The following is a 21,564-nucleotide window of genomic DNA, read 5'->3' as shown; positions in this document are numbered from 1 at the left end:
ATTCACCCTGCTAGTGCTAGACCAGTGTTGCGCCGGTGGCTGGGCCGCGGGTCACCAATCCGCGAGTACCGCGGTTATCGGCGCACACCTGGGCCACCACCTCCTGCGCGGTCTCCTCGTCTTCGCAGAGGAAGGCGCAGGTAGGACCAGAACCGGAGACAATTCCCTTGAGGGCACCGGCGGCCTCACCAGTATCCAGAATCTTGCGCAAGTCTGGGCGCAGCGAGAGCGCTGCTGGCTGGAGGTCATTGTGCATCACTGCGGCGAGCTCACGGGGGTTGCCGCCTACGAGGGCTTGGCCCACGGCTTCAGTATCGAGGTGCGGGGCGCTTCCGCGTCCGGCATCCCGCAGCTCATCCAGCTTGTGGAATACCGACGGCGTAGACAAGCCCTCAGCATTGGTGATGATCGCCCAGATATAGCGCCCACGCGCAAGCATCGGAGTCAGAAGCTCACCGCGGCCGCGTCCCAAAGCCGTGCCGCCCATGAGGGTAAAAGGCACATCGGAGCCGAGTTCCGCGGCGAGTTCGTAGAGCTTTTCCATGCTGAGAGGCTCACGACCAAACTCAGCGCTCAGCGCGTGATTGGCCAAAAGCAGGGCCGCGGCGGCATCGGCAGACCCGCCGGCCATCCCGCCGGCAGCGGGGATGTTCTTTTCCATCGTGAGCGTGCCAGCTGCCGGTAGCATGAGGTTTTTCGTCACCAGCTCCACCGCGCGCCATGCCAGGTTCTCGGTCGATGCCGGCACACCTGTCGCGTGGTTACCCGTGACCTCCACGGCACAGCCCTCGCCCCAGCGGTAGCTCACGCGGTCGTGTACATCGAGGGATTGGAACACGGTGGCCAGCTCGTGGAAACCATCCGCGCGGGCCTCGCCCACACCCAGGTGCAGGTTAACCTTAGCGTGGGCACGCGCCTGCCACAGCTGCGGAGACTCGTTTACCGTCTTGCTCATGAGGCTTCCGCCAACCTAACGAAATCCTCCACGCCTAGCTTCTCGCCGCGCAGGCGCGGATCGATATTCGCCGCGCGCAGCGCTTCCTCGGCTGCCGCGGCGGAACCATAAAAGCCCGCCAGGGCGGCGCGGAGGGTCTTGCGGCGTTGGGCAAAGGAGGCGTCGATCAGCGCGAAAAGCCGCGGGCGCAGCGCCTCGTCGAAGGGACGGGTGCAGTCAATGCGCACCAGGCCCGACTCAATCTTCGGCGCCGGCCAAAACACGTTCTTGCCGATTGTCCCGGCTTGCCTAACCGGGCCATAAAAAGATGCCTTCACACTAGGAATGCCATAGACCTTGTTGCCCGGCGCGGCGGCGAGGCGCTCAGCAACCTCCAGCTGCACCATGACCAAAACGCGGCGAATCGATGGGTAGACCTCCAGCAGGTGGAGCAAAACCGGTACCGCGACGTTATAGGGCAGGTTGGCCACCAAGGCGGTGGGTTCCCCCAACTCGCCCGCCTCAACGGTGAGCGCATCCTTTTCCACGACCGAAAGACGGTCAGCAAAATCGGCTGCGCGCGCGGCCACGGTATCTGGGAGTTTGCCAGCCAGACGCGAGTCAATTTCCACGGCCGTTACGTGCGCAACTTCCCCCAACAGACCTAGGGTCAGCGAGCCCAGCCCGGGGCCCACCTCAACCACGCGGTCCTCTGGGGACAAGTCGGCAGCAGCGACGATGCGGCGGATGGTGTTCGGGTCATGCAGAAAGTTCTGGCCCAGCTTCTTCGTCGGTGTCACGTCAAGCTCAGCGGCGAGTTCGCGGATCTCCACTGGGCCCAGCAGATGGGGTTGAGTCATACCACTCAGACTAATACGCGTGGCTCGTAAGCTTTAGCGCAGGCCGAGCTTGGCGGTACACGCAGGCCATGCACCCCAGCCCTGCGCGGCTTGAACCTTCTCTGCCACAGCGATCTGCTGCTCGCGAGAAGCCTGCCATGCCTCCGGGGCATACTCGGTGCCACCAAAAGCAGCCCAGGTCGACGGGGTGAACTGCAGGCCACCGGAGAAACCATTGCCTGTGTTGATTGCCCAGTTTCCGGTTGCCTCACACTGTGCGATGGAATCCCACACGGAGCCATCCGCAACGGCCGGCGCGGTGGACTTCGGCTTGGTTCCGCGCGCAATCACGGCAGCAACGGCCTCCCTGCGCACGTCTTCCTTGATAATCTCGTTGGATTCTTCCTTGCCGTTGACCTTGACAATCTTGCGGGTCACGGCGCGCGAACCGGGGGTTCCCTCCTCGCGGACTTCCTCAGTGCCTTCCTCGAGCTCTGGGTCATCGACATAATTAGCCGGCGCGTCAAAGTCCTCCGTCTTTTCCTCTTCGGAGATCTCGACGCGGTCCACGGTAATGGCAGTACCGGCCTTCACCGGCGTATCCAGAGCTGGGGATACGCGGTCATCCTTGCCCACCGTGATTCCACGAGCCTCGAGCACGTCCCCCACAGTCTTGGCCGCAACGCTGGCATAGGAAACGGAACCGCCGTCAGTAAGCTTAACGATCTTCGGGGACACCACTTCAAGGTTCATTCCCTCAGTCACCGTTTCATCCTCCTCCACGGTCTTGGAACCGGAAGTGATGGCAGCACCCGGGGCGATTCCATCGAGGCCGCCCAGCAGGTCAGACACCGTGAGATCGGTGGAAGAGAGCTGCTTTTCGACGCCATCGATGGTAACCGCGACAGGCTTGGCAGTGCGAACGGTGATCGAGTCACCGTCAGCGACCTGCTCCGACAGGGCCGGGTAGACAACGTCTTCTCCCTCAACGTTGACTCCGGCAGCCTCGAGGGCAGCGTTGACATCACCGGCGAAGGTGGCCAGCTGAGTGGTCTCGCCGTTCACGTCAAGTGTGATGTCCTTCTGCGTGCTGACGGCAACGACGCCGCCCACGGCTAGGGTGCCAAGCACACCACCGGTAGCCATGCGCAGCGGCAAAGAGCGGGAATTGTTGATTCGCTTGATCTGCTTCTTCGGGGACATAAACCTTTACTCGTCTTCACGATGCTTCGTGTTCACAATGCAGGAACCCGCATTCTGAACACCTGTCTCGGCGCGCCCCACGCGCGCCTGCCGGCGACATCAATACCGGACTAACTTTGAATAACAATACGGTAACAGAACGTAACTTACGAAATGCACTCACGCGCCGCGGCCACTAGCAGCACACTCGTCACAACAAACACGTGCGCCACCACTGAGCAGCACCTTTAGATAAAGTGAAAATCCTCACACGCCAAAGACCCGCGCGAAGGTCGTGGCCACCTCCGCCGCGAGGTCTTCCACTTCTTGACCACGCGCCTGCGCCACGCAACGGTACGTGTGCCCAATCAAGGAGGGCTCATTACGCGCACCCCGGAAAGGCTCCGGCGTCATGTACGGCGCATCCGTTTCAATCAGCAGTTGCCCAGCTGGGGCAATGGCAGCGGCCTGGCGCATCTCCTCATTACGCTTGAAAGTAACGTTGCCGGCGAAAGACAGAACATAGCCGCGCTCAAGGGCTTCTTTGGCCACGGCGAGCGGCGAGGAAAAGCAGTGCAGCATCACCGTCGGCGGCCTGGGGCAATCCCCCAGCACACGCATGAGGTCCTCATCGGCCTCGCGGTTGTGGATCATAAGCGTCTTTCCCACCTTGGCCGCCAATTCCGCGTGCCAACGAAGAGCCTCTTCCTGCACTTCGAGGGGCGCGGTGGTTTCCGGCTCGTGGTGAATCCAATAGGTATCTAAGCCTGTCTCCCCGATGGCCACGCAGCGCGGATCCGCAGCCATCTCGCTCAAGCGCAAACGAGCAGCCTCATCAAGTTCAGCCGCCTTAGTGGGGTGAATGGCGCACGCGGCATACACGTTGTCGAATTCCTGCGCCGCGGCCAAAGCCTTCTCCGCCTCCGCTAGGCCATCACCCACAGTGACGATGCGCTCAACACCCGCAGCACGAGCACGCTCAACGAGGTCGGCGTCAGCGTCGCGGCAGGAGGCGAGGTGCGTGTGGGCGTCGATAAGCTGGCTCAAACCTTCGGCGGGAACGGGCGTGGGGCGTGGCTTCTTCTTAGACATGGCTGCGAGTGTAGTCTTGCGCGCATGATTATCCGTGAAGCGACGGACGCCGACGTCCCCGCGATGACCGCCACGCTGAATTGGGCCATCCGAGAGACCCACTTCATCTTTCGCAGCGAACCCGCCACGGTGGAAGAGCGCACCGAGTATCTCCACCAGCTACGCCGCGACGGCTGCCCCTGCTTCGTGGCTTTCACTGACGACGGCACGTACTTGGGCTGGGCTCTCTACCGCCCCTACCGCGATCCCAAGGTGTGGCTGGGATGCTACGAGACCACGATCTACGTTGATCCCGCAGCGCACGGCCGCGGGGTGGGCACGCGCTTGCTCGGTGCAGTCGTTGAGCATGCCCGCGAGGCAGAGCAGGTCCATACGCTGCTGGCACTCATCGTGGCGGACAACGCCGCATCCATCAAGTTGCATGAAAAGTTCGGCTTTGCCACTGTAGGAACGTTAAAAGAAGTCAGCCGCAAAGCTGGGCGCTGGATAGACCTCACCCACTTGCAACTCATGGTTTAAGGAACATCATGCACGTCCGTCCCGCAGAGCTTGCCGACGCCTCCGCAATCGCCGCCATCTACAACTCCGCCTCCGCCGCGAAACCGGCCGCCAACCTCGTCACATGGCAGGAGTCCGTAGAGGACCGCGAGAAGTGGCTGGCGCAGATGGAAAAGGACAACTATCCGGTCTATGTCGCCGTGGACGACGACGAAATTGTCGGTTGGGCCGCCTACTTCCAATTCGTCACCCCAGCCATCTACTACGGCACGGCAGAGGACTCCATTTACATCGCGGAATCAGCGCGCGGCAAGGGCGTGGGCAGCGAGCTCATGGACACGCTCATGGATCACGCAAAGGAAAATGACTACGTGGAGACGATGATCACCTACATCGTGGACACCAACGAGTCCTCCATCGCCCTACACAAGAAGTTCGGTTTTGTGGAGACTGGCCGCATGCCCAATATCCACACCAAGGACGGCGTGCGGCTAGGGCTGGTGCACCTGCAGCGCGACTTCAACCGCTCCTAAAGCGGCTTGATTGCCGCCCCACCCCAGTGACGGCACTGCCCTACGCCCCACCTCAGTGACGGCACTGCCATTGTTGCCAAAGATCTGGCCAGATCCTGAGGCGAAGCGGGAAACTTTGGCAACAACGGCAGTTTCAACCCAAGAGACTCACACTGTGCTGCTCAGTCACTCCCAGCGCACAAGTTAAGCCAACGCTGCCTGAAGCGGCACAATATCGTCCAACTCAGCAAGAATTTTGTCTTCCGCGACATCCAAATCGTAGTGAGTCTGCAGCCCCAGCCAGAACTGTGGGGACATTCCAAAATATTTAGCCAAACGAAGAGCCGTATCGGCGGTAATAGCCCGCTTTCCGTGGACGATTTCGTTAATACGTCGAGGCGGGACCCCTATCGAAACAGCGAGTTTGTGTTGGGTAATCCCCATGTCCTTGAGAAAGTCCTCCATAAGGATTTCACCTGGGTGTACCGGGGGGGAGCTTGTTAGTGGTAGTCAACGATCTCAACCTCCTCTGCTCTACAGGCAGTATACCGTCGAGAACCAGCTAGGCAGCGAGCTCGTCGTCGATGTAAACACGCGTCGTCGCACGCAGGCCCGCGACCAGCATGCAGAAACAGAGCACCATGAGACCAATGAGCACAGCGGTCCAATCCCCGGTGGCCCCGCGCACCACTCCCACGGACAGCGGTACGAGGCCCGCCAAGACGTAGCCGCCCGGCTGAACGAAGCCGGAGAGCCGCGCCGTGGTGAGCGCGGTGCGCGTGCGGGCAGTGAGCAGAGCAAGCGCCAATGGGAAGCACATACCGCCGATCCCCATCAATGAGGCCCAGACCAAGGGGGCGGCGTCGGCAGCCACCAGCACTCCACCCCACCCGGCACACGTGCACAAAGAAAGCACCACGGGAACGGGAGTAAGGCGGTTAAGACGCGAGATGAGCCACGGCATGACTACGCCACCGAGAATATTGAAGACTCCGATGACAGCGAGCGCCACACTGGCGGTGTTCTCACTCACGCCTTTTTCTACCAGCATGCGCGGCAGCCACCCCATCTGTACATAGGCCATGGTGGACTGCAAACCGAAGAAAAAGAGCATGGCCACCGCTGTGGGCGAGGTGAACATGGGGCGTTGTGCGTCCGCGCCATCAACCGTGCCGTGGGCGACGTCCTTGCCGGCCTTAGGTAGGACCACTATCCACGCCACCAGCTGGGCGATGGCGGGCAGGCACCAAATCCACAACGCACCTTGCCACGATTTTTGTGTCACCGCGGACAATGGGCCGAGGGCGCTGGAAACGCCCAACATCGTGGTGTAGGTGGTCATCAGCGCCACCAACGTGCGGCCCGACCCATGTTGCTTGATCCATGCAGGAAGCAGCACATTTGCCAGCGCGATGCCGGCAACAACGCACAGAGTAAGCGCGACGAAAAGCGGAAAGCTACTGACCCATGGACGCAGGCCGAGCCCCGCAACCAAGGCCACCGTGCCGCCGGCTAGGGTTCGGCTTAGGCCCACGCGGCGCGCGATGGGAACCGCCGCCAACCCCATGGCGGCAAAACACAGCCCCGGCAGTGCGGTCAACAAGCCTGCCTGCCCAGAGCTGATTCCAAAGAAGTCTTGGATCTGCCCCAGCACCGGTGCCACCGAAGCAATACCGGAGCGCAGGTTCAGCGCGGTCAGGCAAACAACTGTGAAGAGTAGGACAGGCGCAAGTGTGCGCCGAAACGCCAAACCCACCCCTTCTACTTCTGAACCGGGGCCCACTCAGGGCCGGTCTCACCGAGCTCTGGGTCAAGCTTAGCCACCAGCGGCTTCGGCTTCTGCAGCGCGGTACCCGGGGTTATGTCGAATCGCTTCCACGCGGCCTGCTGCGCAGAATAGTCACCCGTGATGATCGGGTACGGGTGATTCTCCGGCGGAAGGTTAACACCAACGAGTTCAACCGGCATGTCATCCGCCACTTCCTCGATGCGCGGCTGCGCGGCCCACACTCCCTCGCGGCCCAGGGTCTCGTGCACCTTTTGGGCGGTAAACGGCAGGAACGGGGTCAGCATCACGTTGCAATCGGAGACCACCTGCAGCGCGGTCCACAACACCGTGGCTAGGCGCTCGCGTTGGGTCTCATCCTTGGCCAGCTTCCACGGCTCCATAGCAGCGACGTAGGCATTGGCCTCACCCACCACGTGCATGATGGCGGTCATGGCCTGCTTAAACTTGGACTGCTCGAGGAAGCCCGCGGCGGTGGTGAAGGTCTCCTCTGCGAGGGACAGAATGTCCTTGTCTGCCTGCTCCAACGCGGCCGGAGCCGGGACCTCGCCGAAGTTCTTGTGGGCCATCGACACGGTGCGGTTGACCAGGTTGCCCCAGCCGTTGGCAAGCTCGTTGTTAATGCGGCGCACGAACTCATCCCAGGTGAAGTCGGTGTCATTGTTTTCCGGACCGGCAACGGCAATGAAGTAGCGCAGCGCGTCAGGACCAAACTCCTCAAGGAAGTCCTTGACGTAGATAACGACGCCCTTGGAAGAGGAGAACTTGGACCCAGACATGGTCAGGTACTCCGAAGACACGATTTCCGTCGGCAGGTTGAGCTCACCATAGGTGTGCAGCTCACCGCCCTTGGAGCCCTTACCCGCATAGCCCAAGAGCTCCGCTGGCCAGATCTGGGAGTGGAAGGTGATGTTGTCCTTGCCCTGGAAGTAGTAGTGGCGCGCCTGCGGGTTCTGCCAGTAATCCTTCCACGCGTCCGGGTTGCCGGTGCGGTGTGCCCACTCGATGGAAGAAGACAGGTAACCAATGACCGCGTCGAACCACACATAGAGCTTCTTCGCACCATTGTCCTCCCAGCCCTCGACTGGAATGGGAATTCCCCAGTCGATGTCTCGGGTCATGGTGCGCGGGCGCATGTCCTCCAGCAGGTTGAGGGAGAACTTGAGAACGTTGGGGCGCCAATCCTCACGAGTCTTCAACCACTCTTCGAGGACCTCCTTGACCGCAGGCAGGTCCAGCAGGAAGTGCTCGGTGTCAATAAACTCCGGGGTCTCGCCGTTGATCTTGGATACTGGGTTAATCAGGTCCACCGGATCGAGCTGGTTACCGCAGTTATCGCACTGGTCACCGCGCGCGCCATCGGCGCCACACAGCGGGCAGGTGCCCTCAATATAACGGTCCGGCAAAGTGCGGCCAGTGGACGGCGAGATCGCACCTTGGGTGGTCTCCTTAATCATGTAGCCGTTCTCGTAGAGTCCCTTGAACAGCTCCTGCACCACCGCGTAGTGGTTGCGCGTCGTGGTGCGGGTAAAGAGGTCATAAGACAAGCCGAGCCCAGCCAGGTCGGTGACGATCTGACGGTTGTAGCGATCCGCCAACTCACGCACCGTCACGCCTTCCTTGTCCGCCTGAACCAGCAGCGGGGTGCCGTGTTCATCGGTACCGGAAACCATGAGGACGTCGTTGCCACGCATTCGCTGGAATCGGGCGAACACGTCGGAAGGAACACCGAAGCCCGCCACGTGTCCGATGTGGCGGGGTCCGTTGGCATAGGGCCAAGCAACATTAACGACAACTGGATTCTTCATGGACACCACTCTACTTTGAGAGGTTTAGCACTTACGAACTGGCTCTGAGGTCTTCTTTACAAGCAGAAGCCATAGCCCGACCGTCAATACAAGACATACCGCACCCCAAACTCCACACGCAGTAGCAGCGCTTATTCCCCCCGAAATGAAACCCAACAGCGGCCGAGTGAAGATCATCACCACTCCGCCTACTAATGAAACGAAGGACAGCATGGTAGCGCGGTTGCTCGTAGATGACAGCTCTGAAACCCAAATGTCGCAGTAAGCAGTGCCGACCGAATAAAAAATACCTAGCGAAACAAGCAATACAAAAGGAGCCCAAACATCAACATCGAGTTTGAACCCAAACCACACGCCTAAGCATATAAACGCAATTCCCGCTACAGACGTAACTAGCACAGTTCGTCTCGAAAAGGGGAGCTTTCCCACAAGCCATGCGCCTGCCAACTGCGCCACGCCAAAACCGGCAAAGAGGAAGGAGATCTCCTCAGCAGTCAATGATGCTTCCAACCCAAGCGGTTGAAAGACCATTTGGATACTCCATCCGCTGATCAGCACTATGCTACCGGCCACAATTGCCCAGAGAATCTCTCCTGAAGGCAAATTTTCTGTTGAAATACGTTTCGGCCCAATTTGACGCACATGCTGATCGATATCAGGCAAGCCCCACGCAACAGGAATTACAGCTGCAGCTACTACAGCTGTAATAACAAATGGAAGCGCTGGAGACAGTTCGAACAGCGCTCCTGCCGATACCAACGAAACAATCATCGCGATCGCTGCGCACACTCTGCGTATACGAATGAACTCGGCTGCGGTGGTAGGACCACCACCTTCTATTTGGCTGCCTATCTCCCAGCCATAGGCCGTAAGCAAGCCCGAAACAAGAGCCCACACAAGGCCCCACACGCTCCATGCAATAAACAAGCTAGGTAAGTCATTCACATAGGCGATAAGAAGGAATGTAATAAACGTACCAATAAGAGCTAGATAAAGGGACTTCTTCCGGCCAATGCGATCTGAAAACCATCCGACAGGAACCTCAAGGGCCGTCGCAATCAAGCGGAAAACCCCATCGGCTATAGAGGCCTCCTCGGTGGTAATTCCACGTTCTAAGAGGAAAAGCAACCAAACTGGAAACCAGAACTGGACTTCCAAAGCCAGTACAATTACTCCGTATCGCGTTCTCGTCCCCATCAAGACTCGCTTTTCTTACGAGCAACTACGAATGCGATAACCATGAGAACCGAAACTATGGTTGATATAAGAAGAATGACGTCGACGGGTTGAGTAGCAATCCACGTAGTCAGGTCACCCGCACCTAGATCATAGATAGTTTGATCAGGATCGGCAGAAGTACTCCGGCCCAAACTGACCACTGCCAACATTGTCCCTAAGATTGAAGTTACACCAATCACCATAAGGATTAAGTCCGTGAAAAAGCTCGCAGACCGAGCTCGTTCTCCATCAATATCGTCAAGTCTCGTCTGGCAAATACGCAGCTTGGTTTGTACAGGATTCTCCAATACTTCGTAATAATCCCAAACCTCAAGAATGCGCGTCGTCTCCAATCTCGACATTGGATTAACGTATTTACCCACTTCCGTTTTCTTGAGAAACAAGGCTTCAGCAAAATCCATCTCCTGCCGCAGTTTCGCTCGAAGCTTGCTAGTTGAAATATCGGAAGATTGGGACATGGCCCAAGACAGGATATTCATGAGATTCGAATCGCTTCTACCCGTAGCAGCATAGAAGAACTGTGCACGCACAAGCGCCTTCCACATCTCCTGCATCTCACCCCTGTTGTCAGCAGTTTCCCTCAGATAAATGTAATTCATCCAGTCCGCAGTGTGGCTAATCTTCCGCTGTTTCAGCGATTCAACAATCCCTCTCTTACCTTTAGTGTTTCCCAGCCATTCCAAGGCAAAGTCACTTTGAAGTTCTGCATATTCGGACTCTGATGGGTCAAAAATCAGTGCTCGCGACGCCCAGGCATCTTCCATGGGCGTATCGCCCTGGAACAACACGAATTCCTCGTAGCCATCATGTTGTTTAATCACGTCGCGCAATTCGTCATAAATGCGGGCGATGAGCTCTTGGTTAATTCGCGTAGCGACCTTCTGCACAAGTTGTTCAATTGACGAGGCCGTTTTCCCTTCAATCCCCACAGCCAGTTCGATTTCAGAAAGCAGGATACCGAAATCACAGAGGCTCCACTCAACAGAACTGATTTCTACTGTCGGTTCCTGACTTCGATAAAACGACTTTTCGACTTGAACCTTGTCCTTCACCACGGCGATATCATTCTGAATATCAATGCTCTGCGCTGATTCATATTGTAGCGATCCTGCTTGCGGAACCTTGCGCGCATAAATAGTCCCAGATTCACGAGCGACTGACTCCCAAAAGCGTCGGGCAGAATCTCCATCACGATATTCAACTCCGGGTTGGGTTAAGCAATCAACGCGCAGCGGCGAAACTAATCGGAAACTAGCCTTGTACGTCATTGACTTCCACACTTTCAAGATTCACAAAACCAGTTCGCCCAACCAAAGGTCCGGTGAGCATCTTGATTTTTACTTCCTGCCCCTCTTTGAGGTCATCCGGCCAAACAAGCACTTGAGCTGATACTCCAGCTGGCAAACTGCCAAGCAATTTGCCTGATTCGTCACGTATGTCAATCAATCCATCACCGATAAGCCTCACTCTTTCTGGTACACCTTTCAGCATGGAGATTTGCTCTCTATATCGATCGGTCTTTTTATACTCAGCCAGGGATTTATTGAACCTATCGATTACAGCTCTCGATTGCTTGTTTTTCCGAATCAAGAAATGAACACTGTCTTCAGAAGAAAGAGCTGCCGCATTACCTTCAAGAATGTCGAACATCCCTGAATCACCTTCGAAGGCCGCACTCCTAAGAATAGCGTTGCCTACGAGATCGGATTCCGCGAGAAGATCCACTTCTTCATTCTGAAGAGCTTTAAAACCCTCAGCCGGCGAGGAGTAGTTGCTAAATTCTGCACCTGAGTTATCAAGCTCTGCCCAATAGTCATAGCCGTCAATTTTTCCAATACGTACACCGTTAAAATCACCACGTTGCATCGCCTGGGTAACGTTGTAATCCTTCCGCTTGAATAGGACATACCGATAGTCAACAAGGGGATCAGAGTATTCGTAATTTTCCAGGCGCGAAGCAGATTTCACCATTGGGAAAACGCCGAATACAGTTCCTTCTTGTACTTTCTGGAGGCCACTATCCCATGTGTCAAAGGAAACCTGACCGTTGTAACCACTACTCGCCAAAACTGACAGAACAATGTCGCCAACAACGCCGCCGTTTTCATCACTAGTCGTGACATACGGATCCCAATCTGATGTTTTGATCTGCACAGACTGAGCCGCGCGGGGAGGTTGAAGCCGCAGCATTAATAATGACGCCAACACCGATAGAATGCAGACGACTCCAAAAACCAAGCGAATCCAGCGAGTTTTCTTCTTATCTTTCAATGGTGGCACGGCAAAACGATAGCAAAGATCGCGTTTTTCCCTCAAGCAAATACTTTATCGTATGAATTAAATTTTTACCCCTGCTAACCACGAGCAGCAAGGTACGCATCATAGAGCTCACGGTTGGACCATGCCGTTCCCGCCGCCGCCTTCTTGCACGCATCCTTAGCACGCACACCCCGCTCTACTTCTGCGCGGACCTGCTCAACAAGGGTCTCCATCGACACGGGCGCGGCCTCACCGCCCTCGATTACTACGGTGATTTCACCCCGCGCATTCTCTTCAGCCCACTCCGCGAGCTCGCCTAGGCAGCCTCGCTTAATCTCCTCGTAGGTCTTCGTCAGCTCTCGGCACACAGCCGCGCGACGGTCGGCGCCGAGAATCTCAGAGGCGTCGCCAAGCGTCTGTGCCAAACGGTGCGGGGACTCGAAGAACGCAATCGCGCGCTGCTCCCCCACCAAGGACTCCAGCCACGCCTTGCGCGGCCCAGGCTTGCGCGGTGGGAAGGCATCGAAGAGAAAATGCCCCACCCCCAAACCAGACAGCGCAAGAGCCGTCGGCACCGCCGAGGGCCCTGGGAAGCAGGTCACGGGCACGCCTGCCTCCACTGCTGCGGTGACGATGGAGTGTCCAGGATCAGACACCAGGGGCATACCGGCGTCGGACACCACGAGCACTGTCCCGGTCCGGGCGGCGGCGACGAGAGCGCGCGAACGCTCCTCTTCGTTGTGGTCGAAATTGGACACCACCCTGCCGCGGATCTCCACCCCTAATGCCTGGGCCAGATTGCGAACGCGGCGAGTATCTTCCGCGGCAATGACATCTGCGTGACCCAAAGCTTGCATTAAGCGGGCTGAAGCGTCACCGGGGTTTCCGAGCGGCGTGGCGGCAAGGATGACCCCACGCGGCAAGGGTTCAAGCTGAAGACTCATACTCCCCAGCATGGCACACGCACGCTAGACTCATCCGAGTGAGTATCGCAACCCCTACCGATCGATCTGGCCGCATCAAGCGCCCGCGTCCTTCTCTCGCACGCGGCGCCCATACCCGGCCAGCGCCTCCTGCTCCCCGGCCCTATGTCTGGACAACGGCTGACACGATCAGCACCGCGATCATCGCGGCGCTGGCTTTCCTCACGCGCTTCATTGGCCTGACCTCCCCGGTCTCCGAAGGCACGCCCGTCTTCGATGAGAAGCACTACGTGCCGCAGGCCTGGGACATGGTTACCAGCTGGCATAACCTTTTCATCGGCGGTATCGAGTCCAATCCGGGCTATGGCCTTGTCGTCCACCCGCCGCTGGCCAAGCAGATTGTTGCGATTTCGGAGGCACTCTTCGGCTACACCCCATTGGGATGGCGCTGCATGGCCGCGCTCTTTGGCGTGGGCACGGTCCTGCTGACAATGGCGCTGGCTCGCCGATTGTCTGGTTCATGGCAGGTTGGATTCCTGGCTGGTCTGCTCGCAGTGTGCGATGGTGTGCTTCTCGTGGCCTCCAAGTTTGGCATGCTGGACATCTTCCAAGTCTTCTTCGTCGTTGCCGCCGCGTGGGCCTTGGCGCGCGACCACCAGCAGATGCGCGAGCGCCTCCACGCCGCTTTCCTTTCGGGCACCATGGGTGATTCCGACTTCGGTCCTCGTTTTGGTTTCCGGTGGTGGCGCTTTGCGGCCGGTGTCTTCCTGGGGCTAACACTTTCTGTGAAGTGGTCAGGCCTGTACTACATCATGTTCTTCGGCCTCATGAGCGTCTTCTCGGACCTCGCGCTACGCCGTCTTTATGGAGTGCGCCGCTACATCGTGGGCACGCTGGTACGCGATACGCCCGCGGCCCTCGCCTCCATCGTCGCGGTTCCTGTAGCGCTCTACGCGTGGTCATGGCGCGCTTGGTTCGCCGATGAAACCGCCGTCTACCGCCACGCCAAGGTGGACGGCACTATCGAAGAAGGGTCCTGGCTACTCAACCTCCCCGAGCCGCTCGCCGGCTGGTTCTACTATCACTCCTCCGTGCTGGAGTTCCACGCCTCCTTAACCACTTCAGGCGGCCACAGCCACCCCTGGGATTCCAAGCCGTGGGCCTGGCTGGTGGCCGCGCGCCCCATCCTCTACTACTCCTCCACTGACATTTCCTGTGGCGACGGCGGATCCTGCCGCAAGATGCTGTACCTGTTTGGCACCCCGGCCATTTGGTGGCTGGTCATTCCAGCGGTGCTGTGGGGGCTGTGGTCCTTGCTCGTGCGCCGCAACCGCGCCTTCCTCATTCCGCTCGTGGGCGCCGCGGCGGGTTTCCTACCCTGGCTAGCGGTCTTTGACCGCCAGATGTACTTCTTTTATGCCACGGCGTTTATCCCGTTCATCATCGTGCTCATCGCGTTGGCCTTGGGCCAAATGATCGGGCGCGGCCGCAAATTGGAATGGCACTGGCTCACAAGGCTCTTCGGTTCCGCGATGCCGCTGGGCACCTTTATCACGGTGTGCTACGCCGCACTCGTTGTAGCGATGTTTGCCTACTTCTCCCCGATTCTGTACGGCTACATGATCCCGGATTCTTGGTACAACTCCATCATGTGGCTGCCGTCGTGGACCTAACGCGGGCTAGCAGATAGCGTCCGATAGACATCCCGCAGCAGGAACCCCCGGTCCGCCGCCCAGGCCCAGCCCAGGCAGGCGGTGGCCAGCCCGGTGCCGATGAGAATATAAAGCTGCCCCGCAGCGACGCTGCCCAGGGCAAAATCGCGCATGGTAAAGCCACACAGGAACGCGAACATTGTGCACGCCACCGGCAGCAATCCGGGCGCTGAGGCAGGGCGCCATGCAGCAAAACCCAAACCGCTGGCAAGGCCGAAGCGCAGTGCTGCGGCCTCGATCAACAGGCGCGCGCGCTCCGGGTCAGCGCCTTCTGCAAGGGTCCCTTCGCTCTCCAGGGTGGTCAAGCCCGAAGCACTGACGACGACCACAATCGCCCACACAAGAAATGCCACGGACAGCACACCGAGGGCTACTCGCGCCAACGACAGCGAAGCCTGCCGAGTGCTCGAAGCTCGCTGCCATTCTGGCTCCACGCCAGCGAGGATAACCTCGGATAGATCCTGCGGCGGTGCTCCATCCGGTTCCACAAGGCTCAACGAGCGCGATAGAGCCGCTGCCTTGTCCCGGAAGGCTGCACAGTCTGGGCAGCTGGAAACGTGTGCCTCGATGACGTCAGGCGACAGCTGCGGGGCTTCCCCGTCTAGCTGCGCGGAAATCGCTGCCTGCACTTGCTCATGCGTCAGCACGGCTCAGCACTCCATCCACGCTCGCCCGGCCGGAACCGAAGACCACGATCATGAGCAATGACACGATGAGAACCAGCGGGTACTCGATGCCACCATCGGCCGCGAAGAGACCGTTACCGATGTGCACGAAATACAATGCGCACGCCATGAGCAGCGCTAAAGCCCCCGCAACAAAGGTCGTGAGAAGGCCTACCACCAGGGCCGCCCCGCCCAGCATTTCCGCGAAGGCAGCCAAGTATGCCGAGGTCTGCGGCTGTGGGACCCCCATGGCAGAGAACTGCCCGGTAATTTCGTCCATCCCACTAAAGAACATCTTGTCCACGCCGTGCGCCACGAAGATTACTCCCAGCACCGCGCGGAAGATGAGGAGCGCGGCATCGCGTACGGCGGGTCTATTCATGGTTCATAGACTACCCTGGATAGCCACCTCCCTACGAAAGGACTCCCCACCCAGCATGCTTACGTGGACCACTACGAACACGCCTTTAGGCTGCCTCACCCTCGTGGGGTCTGCGCGGGGTTTATCTCACGTGTATTTCGACGGCGAATCTCCGGATCTTAGAAGCATGCAACGCCTCACGGATGTCACCGAACCTGGCTCTGCGGGCGCGGTGCTTGTCGACGCCTCTCAACAAATTGCCGAGTACTTTGCCGGCACGCGGAGGGATTTTGAGCTGCTTCTCGCCGTGCCTGAGTCCCCGCGCACCTTCCGGGATCGGGCGCAGCGTGCTCTGCGCGACATCCCTTTCGGGGAACGTTGGACCTATTCGGCACTTGCCACCGCCGCCGGTAGCGCGCAGGCCGCGCGTGCCGCGGGGAGCGCCTGTGCCACCAACCCGCTTCCTATTGTGGTGCCGTGTCACCGCGTCGTACCGGCTGGCGGCGGTGTGGGTTCCTATCGCGGCGGCGCAGCGGCGAAGCAGATGCTTCTGGACCACGAGGCCGTATGCTGCGGCACTAATCCGCAGAGAGCCCTTGGCAACCACGGGTAGCCCTGGGGAACCGATGAATAACTTCTGCAGTCTAAAAAGGCATGACTAGTACACAGATGGCAAACGATACGAGACTTGTTTTTGACTCCGCGGGGCTCGGCCGCCCTGCTTGGGCAATGACCTCCCCACTCCTCAAGGAGTACTACGACACCGAATGGGGTATGCCTATCCATGAGGAATCCGCACTGCTAGAGCGCCTCTGTTTGGAGGGCTTCCAGGCTGGGTTGAGCTGGGAGATCGTTCTGCGCAAACGCGAAGCTTTCCGCGCCGCTTTCGTGGGGTTTGATGCTGACCTTCTGGCAAGCTTCGGCGAGGAGGAAGTGGAGCGCCTGATGAATAATCCTGGAATCATCCGGAACCGCCTCAAGATCAATGCGGTACTTGCCAACGCGAAGGCCACGGTGGCCTTAAGAGAGCAGGGCGGACTCGATGAGTTCATCTGGAGCTTCTTGCCGGAAGAGACCATCACGCCGGAGCGCGAAGAAGACATCCCTAAATACACGCAAGAAGCCTTGGACATGTCCAAGGCTTTAAAGAAGGCCGGGTTCAAGTTCGTCGGCCCAGTAACGTGCTTCTCACTCATGGAGGCCATCGGCATGGTCGATGCCCACCTCGTGGGCTCGCACCGTCGCGGTACATCCGGTGTGTGGCCGGCCTAGCGCTCAGCCAACACAGCGCTTAGCCAACTCGGCGCTCCGCCAAATCATCGCGCCGCTGGCGCGGGGTGGGGTGAGGACCGTCAAACCCACCGTCGGAATCATCCTCCGAGTACACCGGAAGGTAGTCAAAGTCCGGGCTTTCATCATCGATTTCCAGGATGAGCGCGCCCGGGCGGCGCAGCTTCGGCGGAAGCGACTCGGCGGGGTTCTCCGCGTTACGCACTCCGAGGCGGGCGCGACGTAGGTGGTAAATGCGGCGCCGCAGCAGCTCCCGTTCACAGCGTACCTGGGCGCGCAGCGCCACCAGGTAAACCGTGGTCATAACACCAGCGATAGCCGCCAGCCACCACGTCCATCCGCCCACGACGATGCCGAGGCATACCGTAGCTACCACTGCTACAGCCAATCCGATGAGCGTGCGCTGACGGCGCTGGTAACGCGTGGCAGAAGCTTCCTTTTCCTTCACCGGATCCCATCCGCCGCGGCCAAGGCGGCGCTGTGCGAAGGCGAGCTCGTCCTCAGACAGCTCGGTATCGCTGCCGCCGGCCTCAGAGTCCTCGGTGTTCAGCTCCGCGGCATCAGCGTTCTCGCTTTCCGCCGCCGTGGATTCTTCCGCGTCGGGAGCACCATCAGCCCCATCTGAATCCTCGGCGTTGGGCGTCGTCGGCGCCTCCCCCACAGCATCAATAGCACCCGGGTACATCAAATCGACCGGAGAAGTGTAGGCGTCATCGAAGTCATAAGCATCCTCCGCCACCTCAGCATTTGCTGGGGCTGTAAACACTTCAGCAGCATCTGCTTCAACGTCCTTGGCTTCCTGTTCTGCTTCCTGCTCAGCCTCGGCGACGTGGGCGGGCTCCGCTTCGAGCTCGAAGTCCTCTTCAACGGCGTCTTCCTCAACAACCTCGCCGTCGATCGTCTCCGCGACGTCCGAAGTAGCTTCATCAGAGGTAGCGGTTTCAGCGCGGGAGGACTGCGAATCCTCGCTTACGCCTTCGGCCTCCACCAGCTCGTACTCCGCTTCGTCCGCTGCAGCCCCCGTTCCTGCCTGGGCGCGCGGGCGGATATCTTCCTTGCCCAGGCGCGGCTTGCGACGGCCCGGCACAGAGCCGGAATCACCTTCGAAGAGCACGCGAGTCTCTTCAAAGGCCTCACCCGTGTGGCTCATCGGACGCTGCGAACGCAAAAGCAACGGGGCGAGGATGAAGAGCCACAACACGATTACGAGAATGATCGGCACGGCAGTCATCATGCGGCTGTGTCCCACTTTCAGGGGTCGACGAAAAGGGAATATAACTAGGCCCCTACTCTAGCCGTCCACACCGGCTCCATGGGCATCAACGAGCCCATAAATTACAAGGTTGTTACTTAAGTGAAAACAGAGGTAGTTGAACTAATCCAAGCGCGATCTAGAGACCGAGGATCCGCCCCGCCGCGTGCAGGCGCGCCACCGCGCTCGAGGCAAAATCCTCACGATTGAGCGCCAAGAAGTGGTGGTCCCGCCATGCTCCGTCAATGTGTAAGTTGCGGCGCAGAAATCCCTCATCCCGAAAGCCATTGTTGTGTAGCACCTTGCCCGAAGCAGGGTTCTCCGGCAGGTAGGTGGCGGTGACTCTGTGCAGCCCCACGCGGTAAAAAGCGTGGTCCACGCCGAGGGCGCACGCAACGGTGGCCACGCCTGCGCCGTGTACCCCGGAATGGACCCAATAGCCGATCCAGCATTCACTAACCCCTCCGTGCTGAATATTTCCCAGGGTTAATTGGCCTCGAAATTGCCCATCGACGTCAATGACGAGCGGCACCACCGTTCCAGCGCGGGCAGAATCGCGCAAAAACATCAGGTGATTCCACCACGCAGACTGCGAATGCGCCGCATCCCACGACGTCGGCAGCGTAGGTTCCACGGGTTTAAGAAAATCCCGATCCTCTATGCGCTGCTGCCGCCACGCCTCGCCATCCCGACGCAACAGCGGGCGCAGGCGTACCGTCGCTCCGTGCGGGAAAACGCTGGAGCCTCGCAGCCGCACAGCAGGGGTCGCCTCAGGCCACCCCGGATGCTCGGGGTGAGCCTCACCGCTGGCGGGGGTGGAAAACCTCCCTGCGGCAGTACCAAAAGGATCAAGCATGGCGTGCGTAGCTGCCGGCTAGCTTCGTTGGGTCAGGAAGAGGACGTCGACCACATCTCCCGGGCGGATCTCGGTGACCTCCTCCGGGATGCGAATCATCGCGTTCGCTTCTGACAACCCGGCGAGCAGGTGTGCCGGCGCGCCCGCCGCGCCACCTAGCCCTTCCACGAGGTAATCGGAGGTCTCGGCGTCACGCATCAGCCGGGCACGGATGTATCCGCGACGGCCCGGGCGGGACTCCATGTGGTTGAGCACGCGTGCGCGTACGACGCGACGCTGACCGCTGCGCTTGCCTAGGGACAACCGAATCAGCGGGCGCACAAAAACCTCGAAGATGACGAGCGCAGACACGGGGTTCGAAGGCAACAGGAAGGTGGGGATGCGCTCTTCACCCAACAGACCAAAACCTTGGACCGAACCGGGGTGCATTGCCACACGAGTAGTATCGACATCCCCCAGCTCATCGAGGACTTCGCGGATTTCATCCGCCCCCGCACCGCCCACGGCACCGGAAATCACCAGCACCTCGCTGCGCGCCAGGTAAGTCTCCAAGGCCTCCCGCACGCGGCGCGGCTCACCGGCAGCAATGCCCACGCGGTGCACGTCCGCGCCGGCCTCCTTCGCGGCCGCTGCGAGTGAGTAAGAGTTCACGTCGAAGACCTGGCCCAGGCCGGGCTCACGGTCGACGTCGACAAGCTCCTTGCCGTAAGAGACGATGGTCACGCGCGGGCGTGGGTACGCCAGCACCTTCGAGCGCCCCACCGCCGCGAGCAGGCCAATCTGCGCCGGCCCCAAGACAGTCCCAGAGGACACTGCCACATCGCCGGGTTGGATATCATCGCCCACGCGGCGCACGAAGTCTCCCGAACGCACTGGCCGGTGTGAGGTCACGCGCTTGCGGCCGCGGTCGGTCCACTCGAGGGGAAGGACGGCGTCGGCAAGCGTGGGCAAAGGCGCGCCCGTATACACCCGCACCGCCTGCTTAGGCTGCAAACGCAAAGGCTGGCGCGAGCCTGCCGGAACCTCCCCCACCACCGGAAGCGAGCGCTCAATCTCAGTCTCCGAGGCAGGAGCATCCGCATCCTCAGCGTCGTGGCGAGTGCGCGCTTTGAGGGCTTTTTCTCCCCCGACGTCCACGGCACGCACGGCGTAGCCATCAATCGCCGCCTGCGGGAAGCCCGGCAGCGGCTGATTAGCCTGCACCTCCTCCGCGCACTTGAGACCCAGCGCATTCGCGATGGCGATGCGTACCGGCTCCGGAGTCATCGCTGCATCAAGAATGAACGCCATCTGGTCATCGACCGAACGCATGTACCGCCTACCTTTGCTCTGGGGTATGTGGGGCCTAAAGGGATGGAAGTTACTGGAGTAGAGCTTAGCGCGCTTGGTGCGTCAAGACTTAGCCCTTCAGCCCGTTTTCTTCTTCGTAATCCTCCACAATCTTCTTAATCGCCTTGTAGAGCGCGGGACCGTATTTCTCATCGCGTAGACCAAAGTCCACGTTGGCTGGGATATAACCGCCCGGGTTGCCAAGGTCGTGGCGCTTGCCTTGGTGAACTACGACGTGAACCGGGTGTCCCTCCTTGATGAGGAGCTCGATGGCATCGGTCAACTGCAGCTCTCCACCCTTGCCCGGCTTGATACGGCGAAGCGCATCAAAGATCTTCCTGTCGAGCAGGTAGCGCCCGGTGGCCACGAGGTTGGACGGCGCATCAGCCGGATCCGGCTTCTCCACCATGCCCACAACCTTCTTCACTCCCGGCGCGTCGGTGTCTTCGACGTCGAACACACCATAGTTAAAGGTCTCCTCGCGCGCGACCTCAAAGGCGCACAGCACGCTGCCGCCTAGAGCTGCGCGAACGCGGGCCATCTCCCCCATGACTGTGGCCGGCAGGACAATGTCATCCGGCAGCATGACGGCGAAGAATTCCTCGTCATCCTGAAGCACGGATTCCGCCAAGCCCACAGCGTGACCGAGCCCAAGCGGCTTTTCCTGCTCCACCGAAATCGGGTGGATCAGCTGGGCGGCGCGCTTGACCTTAGCAACCTGCTCGTCTTTGCCGCGGGCGTCGAGTGTCTCAACCAGATCCGGAAACTCCTCGAAGTGCCGCATCACCTCTTGCTTGTTTGGTGCGGTGATCACCGCGAGGCGCTGCGCACCAACCGAAGCGGCTTCTTCCGCAATAAGCTCGATGCCCGGCGTATCAACGACGGGGAGCAGCTCCTTGGGCACGGTCTTGGTGGCAGGCAGGAAGCGAGTGCCCATGCCAGCAGCGGGAACAACGACCGTAGCGATCCCGGTGTGGGAATCCTCGTGTGCAATAGCCATAAGTTCCACTTTACAATGCACCCACCG

22 protein-coding genes are annotated in these 21,564 nt (G+C 59.6%); 5 read left to right on the top strand and 17 right to left on the bottom strand.

Features of this window, described 5'->3' with window-relative positions; genetic code table 11:
- Positions 1-16 precede the first annotated feature (16 nt).
- The 4 genes from HMPREF2698_RS07700 to HMPREF2698_RS07685 form a co-directional block, all read right to left on the bottom strand.
- On the bottom strand, positions 17-955 hold the full coding sequence (locus tag HMPREF2698_RS07700) for a 4-(cytidine 5'-diphospho)-2-C-methyl-D-erythritol kinase (RefSeq protein ID WP_070563402.1): 939 nt from the start codon (positions 953-955) through the stop codon (positions 17-19).
- On the bottom strand, positions 952-1,794 hold the full coding sequence (gene rsmA, locus HMPREF2698_RS07695; RefSeq protein ID WP_070531707.1) for a 16S rRNA (adenine(1518)-N(6)/adenine(1519)-N(6))-dimethyltransferase RsmA: 843 nt from the start codon (positions 1,792-1,794) through the stop codon (positions 952-954). The genes HMPREF2698_RS07700 and rsmA overlap by 4 nt, the downstream gene beginning before the upstream one ends.
- A gap of 33 nt (positions 1,795-1,827) precedes the next feature.
- A complete protein-coding gene (locus HMPREF2698_RS07690; RefSeq protein ID WP_070531704.1) occupies positions 1,828-2,976 on the bottom strand; it encodes a resuscitation-promoting factor in 1,149 nt (382 codons plus the stop codon).
- Positions 2,977-3,222: 246 nt separating this feature from the next.
- Positions 3,223-4,047, bottom strand: a complete 825-nt coding sequence (locus HMPREF2698_RS07685) for a TatD family hydrolase (RefSeq protein ID WP_070563399.1) — start codon at positions 4,045-4,047, stop codon at positions 3,223-3,225.
- Positions 4,048-4,071: 24 nt separating this feature from the next.
- Here HMPREF2698_RS07685 and HMPREF2698_RS07680 point away from each other — a divergent pair, with 24 nt between their 5' ends.
- Both HMPREF2698_RS07680 and HMPREF2698_RS07675 read left to right on the top strand, forming a co-directional pair.
- On the top strand, positions 4,072-4,566 hold the full coding sequence (locus tag HMPREF2698_RS07680; RefSeq protein ID WP_083299263.1) for a GNAT family N-acetyltransferase: 495 nt from the start codon (positions 4,072-4,074) through the stop codon (positions 4,564-4,566).
- An 8-nt stretch (positions 4,567-4,574) separates the two neighbouring features.
- The gene (locus HMPREF2698_RS07675) at positions 4,575-5,078 is read left to right on the top strand and encodes a GNAT family N-acetyltransferase (protein ID WP_070563396.1); all 504 of its coding nucleotides are present in this window, start codon (positions 4,575-4,577) and stop codon (positions 5,076-5,078) included.
- A 183-nt stretch (positions 5,079-5,261) separates the two neighbouring features.
- Here the strand turns inward: HMPREF2698_RS07675 and HMPREF2698_RS07670 are convergent, their stop codons facing one another.
- The 7 genes from HMPREF2698_RS07670 to rsmI form a co-directional block, all read right to left on the bottom strand.
- Positions 5,262-5,522 carry a HigA family addiction module antitoxin gene (locus HMPREF2698_RS07670; RefSeq protein WP_070563393.1) on the bottom strand — a complete coding sequence of 87 codons (261 nt, stop codon included), beginning with the start codon at positions 5,520-5,522 and terminating at the stop codon, positions 5,262-5,264.
- Positions 5,523-5,619: 97 nt separating this feature from the next.
- Complete coding sequence (locus tag HMPREF2698_RS07665) at positions 5,620-6,813, bottom strand: MFS transporter (protein ID WP_070563390.1); 1,194 nt, start codon at positions 6,811-6,813, stop codon at positions 5,620-5,622.
- A gap of 5 nt (positions 6,814-6,818) precedes the next feature.
- The gene (gene metG, locus HMPREF2698_RS07660; protein WP_070563518.1) at positions 6,819-8,651 is read right to left on the bottom strand and encodes a methionine--tRNA ligase; all 1,833 of its coding nucleotides are present in this window, start codon (positions 8,649-8,651) and stop codon (positions 6,819-6,821) included.
- 24 nt (positions 8,652-8,675) lie between these two features.
- Positions 8,676-9,809 carry an MFS transporter gene (locus HMPREF2698_RS07655; RefSeq protein ID WP_168164025.1) on the bottom strand — a complete coding sequence of 378 codons (1,134 nt, stop codon included), beginning with the start codon at positions 9,807-9,809 and terminating at the stop codon, positions 8,676-8,678.
- 38 nt (positions 9,810-9,847) lie between these two features.
- Positions 9,848-11,158 carry a hypothetical protein gene (locus HMPREF2698_RS07650; protein WP_141748935.1) on the bottom strand — a complete coding sequence of 437 codons (1,311 nt, stop codon included), beginning with the start codon at positions 11,156-11,158 and terminating at the stop codon, positions 9,848-9,850.
- Positions 11,142-12,206: a substrate-binding periplasmic protein gene (locus HMPREF2698_RS07645; RefSeq protein WP_141748934.1), complete on the bottom strand. Its 1,065-nt coding sequence runs from the start codon at positions 12,204-12,206 to the stop codon at positions 11,142-11,144. Before HMPREF2698_RS07645 ends, HMPREF2698_RS07650 begins: the two co-directional genes overlap by 17 nt.
- Positions 12,207-12,244: 38 nt before the next feature.
- Positions 12,245-13,093, bottom strand: a complete 849-nt coding sequence (rsmI, locus tag HMPREF2698_RS07640; protein ID WP_070563378.1) for a 16S rRNA (cytidine(1402)-2'-O)-methyltransferase — start codon at positions 13,091-13,093, stop codon at positions 12,245-12,247.
- A 38-nt stretch (positions 13,094-13,131) separates the two neighbouring features.
- Here rsmI and HMPREF2698_RS07635 point away from each other — a divergent pair, with 38 nt between their 5' ends.
- Positions 13,132-14,745: a dolichyl-phosphate-mannose--protein mannosyltransferase gene (locus HMPREF2698_RS07635; protein ID WP_193629109.1), complete on the top strand. Its 1,614-nt coding sequence runs from the start codon at positions 13,132-13,134 to the stop codon at positions 14,743-14,745.
- Here the strand turns inward: HMPREF2698_RS07635 and HMPREF2698_RS07630 are convergent.
- Together HMPREF2698_RS07630 and HMPREF2698_RS07625 are read right to left on the bottom strand one after the other, a co-directional pair.
- Complete coding sequence (locus tag HMPREF2698_RS07630) at positions 14,742-15,431, bottom strand: zf-HC2 domain-containing protein (protein WP_070520764.1); 690 nt, start codon at positions 15,429-15,431, stop codon at positions 14,742-14,744. The two genes, HMPREF2698_RS07635 and HMPREF2698_RS07630, sit on opposite strands and share 4 nt — an antisense overlap.
- Positions 15,418-15,831 (bottom strand): DoxX family protein, encoded by a 414-nt coding sequence (locus tag HMPREF2698_RS07625; protein ID WP_070520761.1) that lies wholly within the window; start codon positions 15,829-15,831, stop codon positions 15,418-15,420. The genes HMPREF2698_RS07630 and HMPREF2698_RS07625 overlap by 14 nt, the downstream gene beginning before the upstream one ends.
- On the opposite strand from HMPREF2698_RS07625, the gene HMPREF2698_RS07620 reads away from it, so the two are divergent.
- A complete protein-coding gene (locus HMPREF2698_RS07620) occupies positions 15,794-16,423 on the top strand; it encodes a methylated-DNA--[protein]-cysteine S-methyltransferase (protein WP_371325933.1) in 630 nt (209 codons plus the stop codon). The two genes, HMPREF2698_RS07625 and HMPREF2698_RS07620, sit on opposite strands and share 38 nt — an antisense overlap.
- Before the next feature lie 41 nt (positions 16,424-16,464).
- On the top strand, positions 16,465-17,082 hold the full coding sequence (locus tag HMPREF2698_RS07615) for a DNA-3-methyladenine glycosylase I (protein ID WP_083303811.1): 618 nt from the start codon (positions 16,465-16,467) through the stop codon (positions 17,080-17,082).
- Between the two features lie 19 nt (positions 17,083-17,101).
- On the opposite strand, the gene glpR is transcribed toward HMPREF2698_RS07615, so the two are convergent.
- The 4 genes from glpR to HMPREF2698_RS07595 all read right to left on the bottom strand — a co-directional run bounded on the left by glpR (position 17,102) and on the right by HMPREF2698_RS07595 (position 21,537).
- Positions 17,102-18,331 (bottom strand): divisome protein SepX/GlpR, encoded by a 1,230-nt coding sequence (gene glpR, locus HMPREF2698_RS07610; protein ID WP_371325934.1) that lies wholly within the window; start codon positions 18,329-18,331, stop codon positions 17,102-17,104.
- 160 nt (positions 18,332-18,491) lie between these two features.
- Positions 18,492-19,208, bottom strand: a complete 717-nt coding sequence (locus HMPREF2698_RS07605) for a GNAT family N-acetyltransferase (protein WP_070563366.1) — start codon at positions 19,206-19,208, stop codon at positions 18,492-18,494.
- Positions 19,209-19,226: 18 nt separating this feature from the next.
- Positions 19,227-20,519, bottom strand: coding sequence for a molybdotransferase-like divisome protein Glp (gene glp, locus HMPREF2698_RS07600; protein WP_070520746.1), 1,293 nt, complete (start codon positions 20,517-20,519; stop codon positions 19,227-19,229).
- Positions 20,520-20,607: 88 nt separating this feature from the next.
- Positions 20,608-21,537, bottom strand: coding sequence for a UTP--glucose-1-phosphate uridylyltransferase (locus HMPREF2698_RS07595; RefSeq protein ID WP_070563363.1), 930 nt, complete (start codon positions 21,535-21,537; stop codon positions 20,608-20,610).
- Positions 21,538-21,564: the final 27 nt, after the last annotated feature.

The sequence above is a fragment of the Corynebacterium sp. HMSC072A02 genome (genome assembly GCF_001810085.1).
Lineage (GTDB): Bacteria > Actinomycetota > Actinomycetes > Mycobacteriales > Mycobacteriaceae > Corynebacterium > Corynebacterium hesseae.
Note: the sequence above shows the minus strand (reverse complement) of the source record. Positions and strands in the feature narration are given on the sequence as shown.